The following is an 18537-nucleotide window of genomic DNA, read 5'->3' as shown; positions in this document are numbered from 1 at the left end:
CCCAAAAGCGCGCCGGATGTGGGCGTCGGGCCCGCCGGTTCAGCCCAGGCCGGCGAGCGCCCGCAGGAACGCCGGCTGCAGCGGAAGCTTGCCGAACACGCCGTGCTGGGTACCGCTGAGCACGCGCAGCATGTGCCGGCTTCCCCACGGCAGGCGTCCCAGGGGCAGGAACGCGACATCGCGCGCGTGCGCGATCCAGTCGTGCTCGGACTGGAAGATCGGCGTCAGCCAGCGGCTCCAGAACTGGTAGATGCGCACGTGGGCTTCGCGCTCGCGCTGGTAGCGCGCCAGCGCGGCCTCGATTTCGGTTTCCGCGCGCAGCGCGTCACGCAGCGCCAACGCATCCATCAGCGCCATGTTCACACCCTGCCCGAGCTGCGGGCTCATCGAATGGGCCGCGTCACCGGCCATCACCAGCCGGCCACGCGACCAGCGGGTCAGCGCGGCATCGCGGTAGCTTGCGCGCGCCAGTTGCACCGGCTCCACCAATCCCGCCAGTTGCGGTTCGATCCCGGGCCAGATTGCCGCCACTTCGCGCCGCCAACCGTCGATGCCCTGGCCGTGCCACTGCTCGAACGTGGCGGTCGGCAGGCTCCAGAAGAAACTCAGCCTTGGCGTGCCGTCATCCGGCCGCGTGCCCACCGGCAGCATGCCGATCATCTTGCGCGCGGCGACATAGCGCTGGCGCAGCTCGTCCGGCCATGGCCATTCCCCCTGCGGCACCAGGCACCACAGCGCGCCCCAGGGATACGGCGCATCCAGCCTGACCGCGCCGGTGTGCCGGCGCAGCCGCGAGGCCGAACCATCGGCGGCGATGATCAGATCGTAGGGGCCATGACGGGCGCCGGTGTGATCGCGCAGCCAGCGCGTGTCCTCTTCGACCTCCTCGATGGACACGCCCTGGCGCACTTCGGTCCGTCCCGGCCAGGCATCGGCCAGCAGCGCGAACAGCGCGCCGCGTTGCATGCCCAGGCCGAACAATCCCGCGTCCAGCCGCGCATAGCGCATGTCCATCACCGCGCGACCGCACGGCGTCTCCCCGTACAACCGGCGCACGCGCCGTCCGTGCGCCAGCGCGGCCTCCAGCAATCCCAGCTCCCACAGCACCTGCAGGCCGGTCGGCTGCAGCAGGAATCCCGCTCCCACCGGCCCCAACTGCGGTGCGCGTTCGAACACCTCCACCGCATGTCCGTCGCGCGACAGCAGCAGGGCCAGGGCCTGGCCGGCGGTGCCGTATCCGACGATGGCGATGTGTTGTTTCCGCATCCGTGTGGTCTCCCTTACCTCATAAAAAACCCCGCCGAAGCGGGGTTCGAGAAATCTCGCAGCGTTGCAATCAGTCGGACGGCGTGACGCTGCCGGCCTGTGCGCCCTTCGGGCCCTGGGTCACTTCATAGGTCACCCGCTGGCCTTCTTTCAGGCTGCGGAAGCCCTTGGAGTTGATCGCTGAGTGATGCACGAAGACATCGGCGCTGCCATCTTCTGGCGCGATGAATCCGAAGCCCTTGGCATCGTTGAACCATTTCACGGTACCGTACGGCATAGCGCTTGCGTTTCCTTTGTAAGGTGCGGGTGGTTGACGTGCGGCGACAACCGCACCCGCCGAGTATGCAAAGGCTTTGCCGCGTTGACAATCACCCGCGCGCGAGTTCGCCAATCAGTTCCGGCAGTCCCGACGAGGCCGCTTCAACGTTGGCCAGCACTTCGGCCATCGTGATCTCCTCGCCGGTGCCGCAACCGGCGGCCCAGTTGGCGACGATTGCCAGGCAGGCGTAATCCAGCCCCAATTCACGCGCCAAGCCGGCTTCCGGCATGCCGGTCATGCCCACCAGATCGCAACCGTCGCGACGCATCCGCGCGATCTCCGCCTTGGTTTCCAGGCGCGGTCCCTGGGTGGCGCCATAGCAGCCGCCATCCACAAGTTTGACGCCGGTCACGCGCGCGGCCGCGACGATCTTGTGCCGCAGCAAAGGCGTATAGGGTTCGCCGAAATCCACATGCAGCACTTCGCTGCCGGGCTCCTCGCAGATCGTGGAGATGCGACCCCAGGTGTAATCGATGATCTGATCCGGGCAGGCCAGCACGCGCGGGCCGAACCGTTCGGTAATGCCGCCGACCGTATTGAGCGCCAGCACCCGGGTGGCGCCGATGTCCTTCAGCGCGGCCAGGTTGGCGCGGTAGTTCACCTGGTGCGGCGGCACCGAATGGCCTTCGCCATGGCGGGCCAGGAACGCCACCTTCTGCCCCAGCAGGTGACCGATGCGGATCGGCCCGGACGGTTTGCCGAAGCGGGTATCCACTTCGCGCGTTTCGACATCGGCCAGCGCGGCCAGGCGATAAACACCGGTGCCGCCGATCACGGCCAGCGCGATGCCGCTCATGCCTCTTCCTTCAGCGCGTAGATGGCCGGCAGGTTGCGACCCTGCTCGTAGTAGTCCATGCCGAAACCGAACACGTAGCGATCGGCGACTTCCACGCCCATGTAGTCGGCCTGCACGCCTTCGACGCAGCGGTCGTGGCGCTTGACGCTGAGCGCGGCGATGCGCACGTCGGTGGCGCCCTGCTCCAGGCACCACTGGCGCACCGCCAACAGGGTATGGCCTTCGTCGAGGATGTCGTCGACCAGCAGCACGCGGCGGCCGTACAGCGCGGTGGCCGGACGATGCTTCCACACCAGTTCGCCGCCGGCGGTCTCGCCGCGATAGCGGGTGGCGTGCAGATAGTCGAATTCCAGGTCCAACCCGCGCGCGCCCAGTTCCAGCGCCAACTGGCCGGAGAACGGCAGCGCGCCATGCATGATGGTCAGGTACACCGGCACCTCGCCGGCGTAGTCGCGCGCGATCGGTTCGGCCATGCGCGCGATCGCCTGGTCGAGGGTGGCGCGGTCCACCAGCAGATCCGCATTGGCCAGTGCATCGGCCAGCGGCGGCCGCGTCGTTCCCAGTTTGCTCATCACACCACTCCTGTATTGCCGAGCACGCGCGCCTGCGCCTGCCCATAACGTTGATCGGCCAGCAGGCCGTCCCAGCCCAGCGCGCCGCGGCCAATCAGGCCCAGCAGCGCCGCGGTGTTCAGGGCGCGCCCTTCCACCGCCTTGAGCGATTCCTCCACCAGCTTCGGCGAACACACCAGCACCACGTCGCAGCCCGCGTCCAGGTGCAGGTCGATACGCGCCTTCACGCCGCCGGCGGAGAACGCCGCGGCCATGCCGATGTCGTCGGAGAACACCACGCCGCGGAAACCCATTTCCGCGCGCAGGATGTCCTGGATCCAGCGCGGCGAATAGCCGGCCGGCTCCGGCGCCACCGCCGGGTATTTCACGTGCGCCATCATCACCGCGTCCGCGCCGGCCTCGATGCCGGCCACGAACGGCAGCAGATCCTGCCCGCGCAGTTCCTCCAGCGTGCGCGGATCAGCCGCGTCGTCGAAGTGCGTGTCTTCCAGCACCGTGCCGTGGCCGGGGAAATGCTTGAGGGTGGCCGGCATGCCGACGCTGTGCATGCCCTGCACGTAGGCGCGGGTGAACGCGGCGACCACCGTCGGATCCGCGTCGAACGCGCGATCACCGATGGCACGGTTGCCGCGCGCCAGATCCACCACCGGAGCAAAGCTCAGGTCGATGCCGCTGGCGCGGATCTCGCTGGCCATCAGCCAGGCGTGTTCCTGCGCCAGTTGCAGGGCGCCCTGCGGGTCCTCTGCGTAGCGCTTGCCGAAGCCTTCCAGCGGCGGCAGCGCGCTGTAGCCCTCGCGGAAGCGCTGCACGCGGCCACCTTCCTGGTCCACGCAGATCAGCTGCGGGTGCGGCGCCGCGTCGCGGATGGCGGCGGACAGTTCGGTGACCTGCGCGCGCGAGGCGAAGTTGCGGGTGAACAGGATGACGCCGGCGACGGCGTCGTGCTGCAGCCAGTCGCGCTCCTGGGCGCTGAGTTCGGTGCCGGCGATGCCGATGACGAGCATGGTGGAATCCTCAGGGAAGGTCGCTGGCGTCGCGTTCGGCCGCGGACCACTGCGAGTACGGGCGCGACGCCAGGGCCAGATTGTAATAGCGCAGGCTGTCGGTGACCTGCCTGCCGATCCAGTCCGGTTTCACGAAGGCTTCATCGGCGCTGGCCAGTTCAATCTCGGCCACCACCAGGCCGGCGTTCTCGCCCAGGAACTCGTCCACCTCCCACAGGTGCCCGGCATGGCGGACATGGTGGCGGCGCTTGTCGATCAGCCCGCCCACGCACAGGTCCAGCAGCGCGCGCGCCTCCTGCACCGGGATCAGGTAGTCGAACTCCTGGCGGGTATGGCCGAGCTCGCGCGACTTGAGGTTGAGATAAGCCTCGTCGCCCTGGATGCGCACGCGCACCGACGCCTTCTGCCGGCCCTCGTCCATCGCCGCCATATCGTTGATGTAGCCCTGCGCCATCGGCACCACCTCGTGCGCCGCCTCGCGCCAGCCGTCACCGGTGACCAGGAATTTGCGTTCGATTTCTACAGGCATGGGATGGAGCCGTGAATGGGGAATGGAGAATCGGGAATCGTTGAAGCAGGAGCGGGGAGCAAGCGCATTGGCTTTCGATTCCCCATTCCCGATTCCCTATTCCCGTCGTTCAAACAACGCAATCGATTCGACGTGGGCGGTGTGGGGGAACATGTCCATCACACCGGCCGCCTTCAGTTCGTAGCCTTGTTCGTTGACCAGGAAGCCGGCGTCGCGGGCCAGCGAGCCGGGGTGGCAGCTGACGTAGACGATACGGTTGAATTGTTTCAGCGGCAGCTGTTGCAGCACTTCGATGGCGCCCGAGCGCGGCGGGTCCAGCAGCAGCTTGTCGAAGCCCTGCCGCATCCAGCTCGTGCCGCGCTGATCCTGGGTCAGGTCGGCGGCATGGAACTGCGCGTTCGCCAGTCCGTTGCGCTGCGCGTTCTCGCGCGCCCGCGCCACCAGGCCGGCATCGCCTTCCACGCCCACCACCTCGCCGATCAGCCGGGCCATCGGCAGGGTGAAGTTGCCCAGGCCGCAGAACAGATCCAGCACCCGATCCCGCGGTTGCGGATCCAGCAACTCGAAGGTCCGCGCGATCATCTTCTGGTTCAGCCCGGCGTTGACCTGGATGAAGTCCAGCGGACGGAACGCCAATTCGACGTTCCACTGCGGCAGCACGAAGGCCAGCGCCGGCGCTTCCGGCCACAGCGGATGCACGCTGTCCACGCCGCCCGGTTGCAGGAAGATGGCGAACGAATGCTGCTGCCCGAACGCGACCAGCGCGGCGCGATCGGCATCGCCCAGCGGCTTCAGATGCCGGAACACCAGGGCGATACCGCCGAACTCCGCGGTGGCGTCGCCGGCGATGAATTCGATCTGCGGAATGTCGGCGCGCGCGTCCAGGCCATCGACCAGCGCCGCCAGCGCGGTGATGCGTCCGCCGATCTCGGGGATGACGGTATGGCATTCGGACAGATCGGCGACGAAGCGCGGATCCTGCTCACGGAATCCAACCAGGGTCTTGTTCTTCTTGTCGACCCGGCGCACCGAGAAGCGGCCCTTGCGCCGATAGCCCCAGCTCGCATGCACCAGTGGCGCCAGCACGCTGCCCGGAGCGACATGGCCGATGCGCTCCAGATTTTCCATCAGCACCCGTTGCTTGGCGTGGATCTGCTTGTCCTCGTCCAGGTGCTGGAGCACGCAGCCGCCGCAGGTACCGAAATGGGCGCAGCGCGGCGCGACCCGATCCGGCGATGCCTGCAGCACCTCCAGCGTGCGCGCTTCGTCGAAATGGCGGTTCTTGGCGGTCTGCTCGGCCATCACCCGCTCGCCCGGCAGCGCGCCGGCCACGAACACGGCCTTGCCGCTCTCGCCCGGCGCGGCGGGCCGGCGGGCGACGCCCCGACCGTCGTGGGTCAGGTCGAGGATCTGGGCTTCAAAAGGGGTCTTGTCGATGCGGGGGGAACGGCTGCGGGCCACGTGGCGAAAGCTGCGTGCGGACTACGGGGCGCCATTGTCGCATGAGCGGGGCGAGCCTCTCCCGACTCCCCGCCAAAAGCAAATCCCCCGACGCCCGCAGCGCGGCCGCCCGCCCCCTTTTTCAAAGGGGGCTAGAAAGCAATCTCCCAGCTCCGATGCGTTCGAGATGCTCAAGAAAACCTGGCTTTTGCCTCCCCTTGGCCAGCCATTCGGCTGTTGAAGCGCAAAAGGGAGACCGAGCGGGATTTGCTCCTCAGCCTCCGGCGTCCTATTTCTGCTTCCACCCGCCCGCATCCTGGTACCACCAGCCCCCCCGGGCGCTGGCGATCCACTGCTGGGCGAAGGTCTGGCGGATCTGCGCTTCCCACTCCGGATGACCGTTGGCCACCGCGATCTCGCGATATACGGCCTTGCGGTCGCGATTGTCGTCGGCCACCGCCTGGGTGATCGCCACCCGGTCCTTGAGTGCCAGCTTGCCGGCGTCGCGCACTTCGATCATGCCGTCGCGGGTCAGTCCGAGCGCACCGGCATCGAAACCGGCCTGCAACTGGTTGCGGAAGCGGGTGGCCATGCGACCCTGGATGGCCTGGATGGCCGGGGTCTTGATGTTGATGTCCGCGCTTTCCTGCGCGTGCGCGCTGGCAATGCCGATCAGCGACAGCCAATCGAAACCGCGGCGCGAGACCGGCATCAGCGATGCGCTGCCGCCCGGGGTGGTCGGCACGCTGGAATCGGGCTTGGCCTCCGGCGTGGCGGGTGACTTGGCGTCGTCGCCGATCACCTTCTCGACGAACTCGCGCGCGGCCTCCTTGGCTTCGGCGGCCGGGAAATAGACGTTGATGGTGACGCATGCGGTCAGCAGCAGCGCGGCGGCGACAGAGGTTCCCAACCAACGATGCATGTGTGTCTCTCCTGGATGGCTACTGGAATACCGGTTTGCTTTCGCCGCGGGTCACGTCGCCCAGGCGCTTGACCAGGGTCGGCCAGTCGACCTGGTGGTTGTAGCCCACCACGGTCAGGCGCGGCAGTCCCTGGCCTTCGACAATGATAAAACCGGTTCCGGCTGAACCCAGCCCGTCCATCCGGCAGACCTCCTCGGACAGGCGGCAACGGATGCCGATGCGGCGATAGCCGAAGTCGTCGAACAGTTTGAGCGCCTGCGCCTGCAGGCTGCTGCCCAGACCCTGGCCGCCGCCCACGCTGGACAGATCCTGCACGGCGCGCTGGCTGATCCGCTGGCGCCCGCGCCACTGCGGATCGGTATGCAGGTCGGCGTCGAACCCCTGCGGACTCCAATCCACCAGGCGCAGATCACGAATGTGGCCATCCAGCGCGCCGGTGATCTCGCCGAAGCCGAACACGCCGGTGAGCGCCTGCAGATCCAGATCATCCAGCGCGATGTCCGCCGACAGCGTGGGCGCGGTGCCGAACGGACGTTCCATCGACAGGCCGGAAACTTCCACGCTGCCGCCGAACATGTGCGCGGTCAGGGCGCCGTCGAAGTCGAGGCGATCCTCGGCATAGCGCACGCGTGGAATGCGTCCGCTGAGGTTGCCCTGGAACGCGGGCCAGTGCATCGCCGTGGCGAGCTGGCCGATGTCCAGGTCCTTCACGCTCAGGCCGAAGTCGAACGACAGCCCGCCCGACGCCCGCGGCGGATGCAGGTTCAGGGCTTCGAAGGTCAGGCCACCGCCCAGCGCCGGCACGGTGACCGCTTCGCGCAACGCGAGTGCCCCGTCGCCGCTGCGCAATGGGAACTCGGCGGCGCCAAACGGCAGTCCGTGCAGGGCGCCGCCGCTCCAGCGCAGGACACTGTCGCGCCGGTTGCCGCCGGACAGCACCGGATTACCCTGCACGCCCAGCAGGCGGAAACGATCGCGACCATCGATCAGATCGACATCGCGCAGCTCCATCTCTGCCTCGCGCAGCGCGCCGGCGTGCAGATCCACCCGCGCCACCAACGCCCCGCCCATGCGCAGATCCGACAGGCCGGCCAGGCCCAGCCAGCCGGACAGGTAGCGCGCCTGCAACGGTGCCAGGTCGTCACTGCGCATCCGCAGCGCGGCATCGCTCAGGTTCAAGGCGGGATCCAGGCTCAGGCCGCCGGTCACTTGCAGGGCCGCGCCGTCGTCCCAGGCCAGCGTCGGCAATTCCCAGCGCCCGTCCGGCCAGCGCCGCGCGGCCACGTTCACCCCCACCGGCGTATCCGGCAAGGCGATGTAGGCGTTGCCCGCGAGCAGTTCGCCGCCACGCAGCTCGCCGTCCAGGGTGACCAGCCTCTGCCGCGGAAACTGCCGGTAGTCGATCCGCAAGGCGGCCGACAGGCCTTCGGCGGCGATGCTGCCGTCCGGCGTGTCGAGCGAGAGTCCGCCGAGCCGGAGCGGCCCTGAGACCTGCAATGGACCGCGTTCGGGCACCCGCAGGTCCAGCCTGCCATCCAGGCGCCCGTCTTTCAGGCGCGCATCCGCCCAGCCCTGCGCGACCAGCGCCTGCGCCCAGCTCACGGGCACCTGCACCAGATTGATCCGGGTGAGATCCGGCGCGGCCGCGTTGCGCTCCATCGCCAGCGACGCGGGACCGCCGGCCAGCCGGGCATGGGTATGGGTCAGGTCGATGGCCACGTCCAGCCGCAGCGGCGAACCGCCGGCCTGGGTCACCCGTCCGTCGCACCGCCACCGTTCCCCGGCCTCGCGCCGCAACGGACAGCTCCAATGAACGTCGTGCCAGCGATAGCCCAGATCGTCCGCCCGCAGGCCACGTGCCCGCAGGGACAGCTCGCCGGTGTCGGCGGCCGCCGGCCAGGCCAGGCGCACGTGCACGTCCTCCAGCACCGCCACCGGCGTGCTCACCCGCGCGATATGCACGCTGGCGACGCGGGCCTGCGCCGGGAGCAGCGGTGTCAACCCGATCAGCACCAGCAGCGTTAACATGCGAACGCACATGGGGGCAGCATAACGATGTCCGGGGACGAAGGAATGAAGCCACGCCTGCTGCTGGTCGAGGACGACCCGATCAGCCACGCCTTCATGCTGGCCGCACTGCAGGCGCTGCCCGCCCAGGTCGACAGCGCCGATTCGGTCGCCGACGCCCTGCGGCGGGAAGATCAACACGATCTCTGGCTCATCGACGCGAACCTGCCCGACGGCAGCGGCGCGCAGCTGCTCGATGGCCTGCGCCGGCTGCATGCGCGCACGGTGGCGCTGGCCCATACCGCCGATCCTTCCTCCGAGCGGCGCGAATCCCTGCTCGCGGCCGGCTTCGCGACGGTGCTTGTCAAGCCGCTGTCCGCGGCGGACCTGCAAGCGGCCGTGCGTCGGCATCTGCCGGCGGGTGCGTCGACCGCGCACGACTGGGACGAGTCGGCCGCGCTGAAGGCGCTCAATGGCAACCGGGAACACGTGGCGACCTTGCGTCGACTGTTCCTGGACGAGTTGCCCGCCAGCGTCGGCGCAGTCGAACAGTCCTTCCGCGATGGCAACCAGGAAGCCCTGCGCGCCGTCCTGCACAAGCTGCGCGCCAGCTGTGGCTTCGTTGGCGCCAGCCGCCTGGCGACGGCCGCGCAGCGACTGCATCACGCGCCCGGTTCGCTGGAAGCGCTGATGGATTTCCGCGCCGCGGCCGAGTCGCTCCGTGACTGATGCAGTGCTTTCCGCGCCTCAAGCGCGCGGCTTCAGCCGGCCCAGTTCGCTGATCAGTTCCCAGGACTTGAGGCCGCGCGGCCCCAGGTGGTGCGCCAGGACGCCGCGCAGGGCCAGCCGCAGGCTGGCCAGATCCTCGGCCGGAGGCGCCTGGTTGGCCGCCAGCGCCAGCAGCGCGCGGCCGGTCGCGGCGGCGCTGCGATCGCTGTGTCCGCGATCGCTGAGCAACCGGCGCGGTCCCTGTTCCGGATCCAGTTGGTAACGCGCCGCCGGATCGATCGCGCGGCCGTCGCTGTCATGTTCCAGGGAGAAGCCGAACCCCAGTGCGTCCAGCAAATCCCGTTCGAACCGCCGCAACGTCCACGCCAGCGGCTGGCCGCCGCGAACCCGTTCGCGCGCGGCGGCATAGGCATGGAACAGGTCCGGCAGCGGATCGTGGCGGGGCGCCAGCCGCAGCACCAGTTCATTGAGATAGAAGCCCGCCAGCATCGCGTCGCCGCCCAGCCTCGGCGCGGTGTCCAGCGCCTCGGCGGCCACCAGCCGGGCCAGTTCACCGCGCAATTCGGCATCCAGGCGGATGTATTGCAACGGTTGCAGCGCGGCGCGCAGCGCCTGCTTCTTCGGTCCGGTCACGCCGCGCGCCACCAGTCCCAGCCGGCCACGGTCCTCGCTCAGCACTTCCACCAGCAGGCTGGTCTCGCGCCAGGGCCGCGCATGCAGGACGAACGCATGTTCGCCGGTGAGGTGCATTCAGCGGGAATCGGGAATGGGGAATCGGGAATCGAAAGCCGTGTCGCATCGTCTGCCGACATCTGCGGCATCCGAGGTAACAGCGAGAAGGGGAACCGGATGGAGCCGGACGATTCCCGACTCCCGATTCTCCATTCCCGGCTTACTCATAACCGAACGCCTTGAGGGCGGTTTCGTCGTCGGACCAGCCTTCGCGCACGCGTACCCAGGTTTCTAGGAAGACCTTGCGGCCGAACAGGTGTTCCATCTGCATGCGCGCCTTGCTGCCGATTTCCTTCAGCCGCGCGCCGCCTTTGCCGATGACGATCGCCTTCTGGCTTTCGCGCTCGACCCACACCACCGCGCCGATGCGCAGCAGTTCGCCCTGCTTGGGCGAGGTTTCCTCGGTGAAGCGTTCGATTTCCACGGTGGTGGCGTATGGGAGTTCCGCGCCGAGCTGGCGCATCAGCTGCTCGCGGATCAGTTCGCCGGCCAGGAAGCGTTCGCTGCGATCGGTGATTTCGTCCTCGCCGAACATCGGCGGCGCTTCCGGCAGCAGCGCCAGCACGTCCTTCACCAGTGCTTCCAGGCCATTGCGCTTGAGCGCGGAGATCGGATGCACGGCGGCGAACTTGCGTCCCTCGGAAACCTGCGCCAGGAACGGCAGCAGCGCGCTCTTCTCGCGCAGTCGGTCCACCTTGTTGATCACCAGCACCACCGGGATGCCGGCGTCGCTGAGCACGTTGTAGGCCAGGGTGTCCTCGTCTTCCCAGCGGCCGGCCTCGATCACCAGCAGGCCCGCGTCCACGCCTTCCAGCGCGCCGCGCGCGGCGCGGTTCATCACCCGGCTCATCGCCGAGGCGGAAAACTTGCCCTGCTGCTTGTGCAACCCGGGCGTGTCGACCAGCACGATCTGCCCGGCCGGGTAGGTCGCGATGCCGAGCAGGCGATGGCGGGTGGTCTGCGGACGGCTGGAGACGATGCTGACCTTGGCGCCCACCAGCGCGTTGGTCAGGGTGGACTTGCCCACGTTGGGGCGGCCAATCACGGCAACGCTGCCGCTGTGCGTTTGGGGGGTGTCGCTCATTCGACGGTGTTCCGTTTGGTCTCTGCCAGTTGATCCAGCAGCGCCGCGGCGGCGGCCTGCTCGGCGATGCGCCGTGAGGTGCCCTCGCCCTCGGCCGACAGTGGTGGTTCCTGGATGCTGCAACGGGCCACGAACTGCTTGGCGTGGTCGTCGCCGCTCTCGGACACCAGTTCGTACAGCGGCAACGGCCGCTGGCGCGCCTGCAGCCATTCCTGCAGGCGGGTCTTGGCATCCTTTTCGGGTTTGCCGACGGGCAGCGCGGCCAGCGAATCCTCGAACCACGGCAGCACCACCGCCCGGCACGCCTCGAAACCGGCGTCCAGGTAGATGGCGGCCACCAGCGCTTCCAGCGCGTCGGCGAGGATCGAGTCGCGACGATGTCCGCCGGACTTCATTTCTCCCGGCCCCATCGTCAACCGCGCGCCCAGTTCCATCCGCCGGGCGATGGTGGCCAGCGACGCCTCGCGCACCAGTTCGGCGCGCGCGCGGGTCAACGCGCCTTCATCGGCCTTGGGCCAGCGCTGGAACAGCGCCTCGGCGACCAGCAGGTTGACGATGCCGTCGCCGAGGAATTCCAGCCGTTCGTTGTGCGGCGCCCCGGCGCTGCGATGGGTCAGGGCCTGCCCCAGCAAACCCTGATTGACGAACTCATGCGTGAGCCGGAGTACGCTCAAACCTTATTCCGACCCGCCGCGGCGGGTCAGTTCCTCGGTGGTGTCGAACTTGCCGACCACGTCGAGGTTGCCGACCATCGAGCGGCGCACTTCGTAATTGACCTTCATCAGCCAGCCGCCGTCGGTGCGTTCGAAGTTGACGTTGGCCGGCTTGACGTTCTCGGTGTAGTCGATCGCCAGGTGGCGGAAGAACTTGTCCTGGATGCGCTGCGGATCCATGTCGGCGATGCCGGGTTCGGCGGCCAGGCCGCGCATCGCGGTCCGTACCGAGTAGTACTCCTGGTACATCGGGAACAGCTTCATGGCGATGAACGCGGCGAACCCCACCACCGCGAGCACGACCAGGAAGCCAATCAAGGTGATGCCACTCTGATGCTTGTGATTCATTGCCAGTCCCCCGTTGAACACGTCCTGGATGATGTTGCCGTCACTGGATGCGGTTGCCGATCCGGGACGGTTCGAAGCTCCCCTTGCAGAACCAGTCCTCGCAGTTCAGCCAGATCAAGAAGGCCTTGCCGCGCAGGTTCTCTTCCGGCAGGAAGTGGGTCTGGGTCCACAGCCGGCCGTCCTCGCTATTATCACGATTGTCGCCCATCACGAAATAGTGGCCCGGCGGCACGATCCACTCGCCCTCGCCGGTGGCGCGCTCCAGCACTTCCAGCACCTTGTGCGGGCGGCCCGGGAGCTGTTCCTCCAGCAGGGTCGCGCTCTCGGCGCCCATCGGCAGGCCACGGCCGGCGTAGGTGCCCAGGGTCTGGTAGGCCAGCGGCTGGCCATTGATGGAAACCGTGTTGCCCTGGAAGCCGATGCGGTCGCCCGGCAGGCCGATCACGCGCTTGATCCAGTTGTTCTCGGGGTCGTGCGGTGGCTTGAACACCACCACGTCGCCGCGCTTGGGTTCGCCGATGGCGACGAACTTGCGGTTGTTGATCGGCAGGCGCAGGCCATAGGCGAACTTGTTGACCAGGATGAAGTCGCCGATCAGCAGGTTCGGCATCATCGAGCTGGACGGGATCTTGTACGGCTCGGCGACGAAGCTGCGCAGCACCAGCACGATCGCCAGCACCGGGAAGAACGCCCGCGAGTAGTCCACCAACACCGGTTCCTCGTCCAGCAACCCGCCGCGCGCGGCACGGCGCTTGGCGAAGAACAGCTTGTCGAGCAGCCAGATAACGCCGGTGAGCAGCGTCAACACGACCAGGATAGTTTCGAACCAGACCATACGTTTTCCTAGAACCGGGAATGGAGAATCGGGAGTCGGGAATGGGGTTTCCGGCCAACGGCCAAGCGCTTCACAGCCGCCATGCCGATTCCCGATTCCCGATTCCCCATTCCCACCATTATTTGTTGTCGACCTGCAGTACCGCCAGGAAGGCTTCCTGCGGGATTTCCACCCGGCCGACCTGCTTCATCCGCTTCTTGCCTTCCTTCTGCTTCTCCAGCAACTTCTTCTTGCGGGTGATGTCGCCACCATAGCATTTGGCCAACACGTTCTTGCGCATGGCCTTGACCGTGCTGCGGGCGATGATCTGCGAGCCCACCGCGGCCTGGATGGCCACGTCGAACATCTGCCGCGGAATCAGTTCGCGCATCTTCTCGGTCAGTTCGCGGCCGCGGCGATCGGCCTGGCCACGGTGGACAATGAGCGACAGCGCGTCGACCTTGTCGCCGTTGATCAGGGTGTCCACCCGCACGAACGGACCGGCCTGGAAGCGCAGGAAGTGGTAGTCCAGCGAAGCGTAACCGCGACTCACCGACTTGAGCTTGTCGAAGAAATCCAGCACCACTTCGGCCATGGGCAGCTCATAGCTGATCTGCACCTGGCTGCCCATGTAGGTGATGCCGATCTGGCTGCCACGCTTCTCCTCGCACAGCGTGATCACGCTGCCCACGTAGTCCGGCGGGGTCAGGATGTTGGCCCGGATGATCGGTTCGCGGATCTCCTCGATCTGGTTCACCGGCGGCAGCTTGGCCGGGTTGTCCAGCGGCATCACCGTGTCATCGGTCTTCAGGATTTCGTACACCACCGTCGGCGCGGTGCTGATCAGGTTCAGGTCGTACTCGCGCTCCAGGCGCTCCTGCACGATCTCCATGTGCAGCATGCCCAGGAAGCCGCAGCGGAAACCGAAGCCCATCGCCTCGGAGCTTTCCGGCTCGAAGCGCAGCGCCGCATCGTTCAGGCGCAACTTCTCCAGCGCCTCGCGCAGCGCCGGGTAGTCCTCGGCGTCGACCGGGAACAGGCCGGCGAACACGCGCGGCTGCATTTCCTGGAAGCCCGGCAGCGGCTTGGGCGCCGGGTCGCTGGCCAGGGTCAGGGTGTCGCCGACCGGCGCGCCGTGCACGTCCTTGATGGACGCGGTGATCCAGCCCACCTCGCCCGCGCCCAGCTTCGACAGCACCTTGCGCTTGGGGGTGAACACGCCGACGCTGTCGACCTGGTGGGTACGGCCGGTCGACATCACCAGGATCTTGCTGCCCGGAACGATGTCGCCCTGCATGACCCGCACCAGCGAGACCACGCCCAGGTAGTTGTCGAACCAGGAATCGATGATCAGCGCCTGCAGCTTGTCGGTGTCGCGCGGCTGCGGCGGCGGAATGCGCTGGACGATGGCTTCCAGCACCAGATCCACGTTCAGGCCGGTCTTGGCGCTGACCGGCACCGCGTCCTCGGCGTCGATGCCGATGACCGCCTCGATCTCGCTCTTGGCACGCTCGATGTCGGCCGTGGGCAGGTCGATCTTGTTCAGCACCGGCACCACTTCCAGCCCCTGCTCCACCGCGGTGTAGCAATTGGCGACCGACTGCGCTTCCACGCCCTGGGCGGCATCGACCACCAGCAGCGCGCCCTCGCAGGCCGCCAGCGAACGCGAGACTTCATAACTGAAGTCGACGTGGCCGGGGGTGTCGATGAAGTTCAGGAAATAGGTCTGCCCGTCCTTGGCCTTGTACGGCAGGGATACGGACTGTGCCTTGATGGTGATGCCGCGCTCGCGCTCGATTGGATTGGAGTCGAGCACCTGCGCTTCCATTTCGCGGGCCTGGAGGCCGCCGCAAAGCTGGATGATGCGATCGGCCAGAGTCGACTTGCCGTGGTCGACGTGCGCGATGATGGAGAAATTGCGGATGTTCCGCATGGAATCAGAGGACATGTGGGGGCGGCGGCCACGGCCGTCGTCAGGATAACGGGGCATTATCGCATGGCCGGAGGCAATCCCTACCTGTGCCCCACAAACATGAACGCCCGCCGGGACCTCCGGCGGGCGTCCGAAAGCAGCCGTGGAAGCAGGCTTACGGCTTGGCGTCGTCGGCGGTCACCGCCAGGAAGCGCGTCACGCCGCCCTGCCGGACCAGCAACATCACGGTCTGACCCGCCTTGACGTCCTTGAGCTGGCCGTTGAGCGCGGCGGCCGAACCGACCGGCGTGCGCCCGACCTGCAGCACCACCATGCCCGGTGCCAACCCGGCTTCACGGGCCGCGCTGCCATTGATTCGCGAGATCAACACGCCCTCGCCCGCCTTCAGGCCCATCTGCTTGCGGGCATTCGCGTCCAGATCCTGGCCGACGATACCCAGCGGATTGTTGCCGGAGGTCTGGGCCGGCTTGCCCGGGACGGCCGGCAGGCCACTGGCGGAAGCCGATTCCTCGCTGAGCTCGGTCAGGGTCACACTCAGGTCCTTGGGCTTGCCATCACGGATCACCGTGATGGTGGCCTTGGTGCCCGGGGTCAGCGCGCCCACCAGTGGCGGCAGATCCGAGGAATCGTTGATACGCGCACCGTTGAAGCCGGTGATGATGTCGCCAGGCACCAGGCCGGCCTTCGCCGCCGGGCTGTCCTCCAGTACCTGATTGACCAGGGCACCGCGGGTATCGGCAGCCCCCATGCCACGTGCCTTTTCCGTCGTCAGCGGCTCGACGACCACGCCCAACTGCCCACGGCTGACCTTGCCGGTCGCCTTCAGCTGGTCCACCGCGCCCATCGCCAGATCGATCGGAATCGCGAAGCTGATGCCCATGTAGCCGCCGGAGGCGGAGAAGATCTGCGAGTTGATGCCGACCACTTCACCGCGGGTGTTGAGCAACGGCCCACCGGAGTTTCCCTGGTTGATCGCCACGTCGGTCTGGATGAAGGGCACGTAGCGCTGTTCCTGGCCGCCGGTGCTGCGACCGACCGCGCTGACCACGCCGGCAGTGACCGAATGGTCCAGGCCGAACGGCGATCCGATCGCCACCACCCACTGGCCCGGCTTGAGCGTCCTGGAATCACCCAGGCGCACCACCGGCAGGCCCTTGGCCTCGATTTTCAGCAGCGCCACGTCGTACTGCTGGTCGCTGCCGATCACCTTGGCGGTGAACTCGCGGCGATCCGGCAGCTTCACCTTCACTTCGTCGGCGCCGTCGATCACGTGGTGGTTGGTCAGCACGTAGCCGTCGGCGGAAATGATGAAACCCGAACCGGCGGAGACGCCGCGCGGGCCACGGCCGCGATCCCCCGGGCCCGGCATCTGGAAGCCCGGCGGCAGCATGCGGCGGAAGAATTCGGGAATCTCGTCCTCGCCCATCGCCTCGCCGGCGTCGGCGGTCCGGCGGCTGCCGATCTGGGCTTCGATGTTGACCACGCCGGGACCGACCTGTTCGACCAGGTTGGTGAAATCCGGCAGGCCGCTCACCAGTTGCGGCGCGGACGATTGCGCCACCGCGGGCACCGACGCGGCGACCGGCGTCGCCGGCGCGGGATCGGCCGGGCGCGCGCAGGCGGCCAGCGGCACGGTGAGGATCAGCAGGGACAACACGTTGGAACGGGCACTCAGACTCATCGAATGCGGGCCTCGATTGCGGATGACGGTTCTTGGGGTGGGAAACCCGGCGCGGTCCCGCGCCGGGGAATGACGGTGCGGCCGCGATTCAGCGCTGCGGCGCGCGAGCCGGTTCGACCGGCGGTACCGACGAGGCCTCGGTGGAAGGCTCGAACGGATAGAACGTACGGGCGCCCGCGTCGCTGGAGAAACCAGCGTTGAAGGCGCCGCTGGCCGGGTACTGCGACAGCGTCGAGCGCGGCCACGGCCGGGCCTGCGGGGCGGCTGGTCCCGGCGAGAACGGATCGCCATTGCGGGCGATCGCGCTCGCCGGGGACGCGGATGCCGGCAGGACAGGTGCGTTGTTGGCGACGGCGGGCACCGCGACCGGCGGCGTGGCGCGGGCCACGGCCCGGACCGGCTCGCGCATCACCCGGCCCGCGGCGCTGCGGGCCGCCTGCTGGGTGCGGGTGGCGCTGCGGCGGGAAGCGGCATCGGCACGACGCGGCACGCTGGCCACGGCCACCGCGGCGGTCGCCGCCGAAGCCAGGGCCTGTTCGGCCGCTCCGGCGCCATCGGCCAGGGTGCCGGTATCGGCGACGGTGGCGGGAACACCCGCGTCTTCGGCCGGCGCGGCTGGCACCGCGGCCACCGACGGTGCGGCGGAAGCGGCGTCCTCCTGCGGGGCCTGCTGGCGAACCATGAACAAGGCGACCAGTGCGACCGAGGCGGCCAATGCACCGCCGCCCCAGCGTGCCAGCCGGCCGCGCGGCGCGCCGGTCGCTTCCTGGTTGGCGGCCGGTTGGCGGGCCTCGGCGGCCACGGCCAGCGCCACCCGGGCGGCGAAACCTTCCGGTGCCGGCACCTGGGCCTGGCCACGCAGCACGTCGCCGCACAGCTGCCAGCGTTCCCAGCAAGCGTTCAGTTCGCCGTCGTGCTGCAGGCGGCGCAGCAGGAAACGGGCTTCATCGGGCGACAACTCGCCGTCCATCAACGCCGAAAGCTGCTGGCGGTTGTGGATGTCCAGTTTGTCGAGTTCTACTGTCATGGGCGGCTACGCTCCCGGGTGGCACTTTCTGTATCGAGCAAGGGTCGCAACTCGGCATCGATGGCTTCACGCGCACGGAAAATGCGGGAACGCACGGTGCCGATGGGGCAATCCATCTTCTGCGCGATTTCCTCATAGCTCAGACCTTCCACCTCGCGCAGGGTGATGGCGGTCCTCAATTCCTCGGGCAGCGCGTCCACGGCCTTCATGACCGTGCGCTCCAGTTCCTGGCGCATCAATTCGCGTTCGGGGGTATCCGTGTCGCGAAGGCGACTGCCGGCGTCGTACTGCTCGGCGTCGGCGGCGTCGACGTCATCCGTCGGCGGCCTGCGGTTGTGCGCTACAAGGTGGTTCTTGGCGGTATTCACTGCAATCCGATGAAGCCACGTATAGAACTGGGCATCGCCGCGGAAGTTCCCCAGCGCGCGATAAGCGCGCAGGAAGGTTTCCTGGGCCACGTCCTGGCATTCGCTCCAGTCATGGATGTAGCGCCCGATCAGGGCCACCACCCGATGCTGGTACTTGCGCACCAGCAGATCGAAGGCTGCGCTGTCGCCGCGCTGCACCCGCTTGACCAGTTCGAGGTCCAACTCCTGTGTTGAATCGGTTCCGGCCATGCC

19 protein-coding genes are annotated in these 18537 nt (G+C 67.8%); 1 reads left to right on the top strand and 18 read right to left on the bottom strand.

Annotated elements, in window-relative coordinates:
- Positions 1–39 precede the first annotated feature (39 nt).
- The 9 genes from ACTJI2_RS01330 to ACTJI2_RS01290 all read right to left on the bottom strand — a co-directional run bounded on the left by ACTJI2_RS01330 (position 40) and on the right by ACTJI2_RS01290 (position 8877).
- A complete protein-coding gene (locus tag ACTJI2_RS01330) occupies positions 40–1266 on the bottom strand; it encodes an FAD-dependent oxidoreductase (protein ID WP_440840822.1) in 1227 nt (408 codons plus the stop codon).
- Between the two features lie 70 nt (positions 1267–1336).
- A complete protein-coding gene (locus ACTJI2_RS01325; protein ID WP_141456387.1) occupies positions 1337–1543 on the bottom strand; it encodes a cold-shock protein in 207 nt (68 codons plus the stop codon).
- Between the two features lie 91 nt (positions 1544–1634).
- Positions 1635–2381 (bottom strand): S-methyl-5'-thioinosine phosphorylase, encoded by a 747-nt coding sequence (locus ACTJI2_RS01320; protein ID WP_318287347.1) that lies wholly within the window; start codon positions 2379–2381, stop codon positions 1635–1637.
- Complete coding sequence (locus ACTJI2_RS01315; protein ID WP_183637487.1) at positions 2378–2953, bottom strand: hypoxanthine-guanine phosphoribosyltransferase; 576 nt, start codon at positions 2951–2953, stop codon at positions 2378–2380. Before ACTJI2_RS01315 ends, ACTJI2_RS01320 begins: the two co-directional genes overlap by 4 nt.
- Positions 2953–3957, bottom strand: a complete 1005-nt coding sequence (gene nagZ, locus ACTJI2_RS01310; RefSeq protein WP_440840820.1) for a beta-N-acetylhexosaminidase — start codon at positions 3955–3957, stop codon at positions 2953–2955. Before nagZ ends, ACTJI2_RS01315 begins: the two co-directional genes overlap by 1 nt.
- A gap of 10 nt (positions 3958–3967) precedes the next feature.
- Positions 3968–4486: a CYTH domain-containing protein gene (locus ACTJI2_RS01305; protein WP_440840819.1), complete on the bottom strand. Its 519-nt coding sequence runs from the start codon at positions 4484–4486 to the stop codon at positions 3968–3970.
- A gap of 96 nt (positions 4487–4582) precedes the next feature.
- Positions 4583–5947: a 23S rRNA (uracil(1939)-C(5))-methyltransferase RlmD gene (gene rlmD / locus ACTJI2_RS01300; protein WP_440840818.1), complete on the bottom strand. Its 1365-nt coding sequence runs from the start codon at positions 5945–5947 to the stop codon at positions 4583–4585.
- Between the two features lie 268 nt (positions 5948–6215).
- Positions 6216–6848: a YdbL family protein gene (locus ACTJI2_RS01295; protein ID WP_440840817.1), complete on the bottom strand. Its 633-nt coding sequence runs from the start codon at positions 6846–6848 to the stop codon at positions 6216–6218.
- 19 nt (positions 6849–6867) lie between these two features.
- Complete coding sequence (locus ACTJI2_RS01290) at positions 6868–8877, bottom strand: hypothetical protein (RefSeq protein ID WP_440840816.1); 2010 nt, start codon at positions 8875–8877, stop codon at positions 6868–6870.
- 27 nt (positions 8878–8904) lie between these two features.
- Between ACTJI2_RS01290 and ACTJI2_RS01285 the strand changes: the two genes are divergently transcribed.
- Positions 8905–9585 (top strand): Hpt domain-containing response regulator, encoded by a 681-nt coding sequence (locus ACTJI2_RS01285; protein ID WP_440840815.1) that lies wholly within the window; start codon positions 8905–8907, stop codon positions 9583–9585.
- Between the two features lie 18 nt (positions 9586–9603).
- Here the strand turns inward: ACTJI2_RS01285 and recO are convergent, their stop codons facing one another.
- From recO to rpoE, 9 genes are all read right to left on the bottom strand, one after another.
- Positions 9604–10335, bottom strand: a complete 732-nt coding sequence (gene recO / locus ACTJI2_RS01280; RefSeq protein ID WP_318287353.1) for a DNA repair protein RecO — start codon at positions 10333–10335, stop codon at positions 9604–9606.
- 142 nt (positions 10336–10477) lie between these two features.
- The gene (gene era / locus ACTJI2_RS01275; protein WP_440840814.1) at positions 10478–11401 is read right to left on the bottom strand and encodes a GTPase Era; all 924 of its coding nucleotides are present in this window, start codon (positions 11399–11401) and stop codon (positions 10478–10480) included.
- Entirely contained in the window at positions 11398–12075 is a 678-nt protein-coding gene (rnc, locus tag ACTJI2_RS01270; RefSeq protein WP_141456377.1) for a ribonuclease III, read from the bottom strand. Before rnc ends, era begins: the two co-directional genes overlap by 4 nt.
- Before the next feature lie 3 nt (positions 12076–12078).
- A complete protein-coding gene (locus ACTJI2_RS01265; RefSeq protein WP_141456376.1) occupies positions 12079–12462 on the bottom strand; it encodes a DUF4845 domain-containing protein in 384 nt (127 codons plus the stop codon).
- Between the two features lie 40 nt (positions 12463–12502).
- Entirely contained in the window at positions 12503–13297 is a 795-nt protein-coding gene (lepB, locus tag ACTJI2_RS01260; protein WP_183637513.1) for a signal peptidase I, read from the bottom strand.
- 118 nt (positions 13298–13415) lie between these two features.
- Positions 13416–15224, bottom strand: a complete 1809-nt coding sequence (lepA, locus tag ACTJI2_RS01255) for a translation elongation factor 4 (RefSeq protein ID WP_183637515.1) — start codon at positions 15222–15224, stop codon at positions 13416–13418.
- A gap of 139 nt (positions 15225–15363) precedes the next feature.
- Complete coding sequence (locus ACTJI2_RS01250; protein ID WP_183637517.1) at positions 15364–16890, bottom strand: DegQ family serine endoprotease; 1527 nt, start codon at positions 16888–16890, stop codon at positions 15364–15366.
- A gap of 88 nt (positions 16891–16978) precedes the next feature.
- A complete protein-coding gene (locus tag ACTJI2_RS01245; RefSeq protein WP_440840813.1) occupies positions 16979–17917 on the bottom strand; it encodes an RseA family anti-sigma factor in 939 nt (312 codons plus the stop codon).
- On the bottom strand, positions 17914–18534 hold the full coding sequence (gene rpoE / locus ACTJI2_RS01240) for an RNA polymerase sigma factor RpoE (RefSeq protein WP_141456371.1): 621 nt from the start codon (positions 18532–18534) through the stop codon (positions 17914–17916). The genes ACTJI2_RS01245 and rpoE overlap by 4 nt, the downstream gene beginning before the upstream one ends.
- Positions 18535–18537 lie beyond the last annotated feature (3 nt).

It is taken from the genome of Pseudoxanthomonas sp. 22568, assembly GCF_052044485.1.
Taxonomy (GTDB): domain Bacteria; phylum Pseudomonadota; class Gammaproteobacteria; order Xanthomonadales; family Xanthomonadaceae; genus Pseudoxanthomonas_A; species Pseudoxanthomonas_A beigongshangi.
Note: the sequence above shows the minus strand (reverse complement) of the source record. Positions and strands in the feature narration are given on the sequence as shown.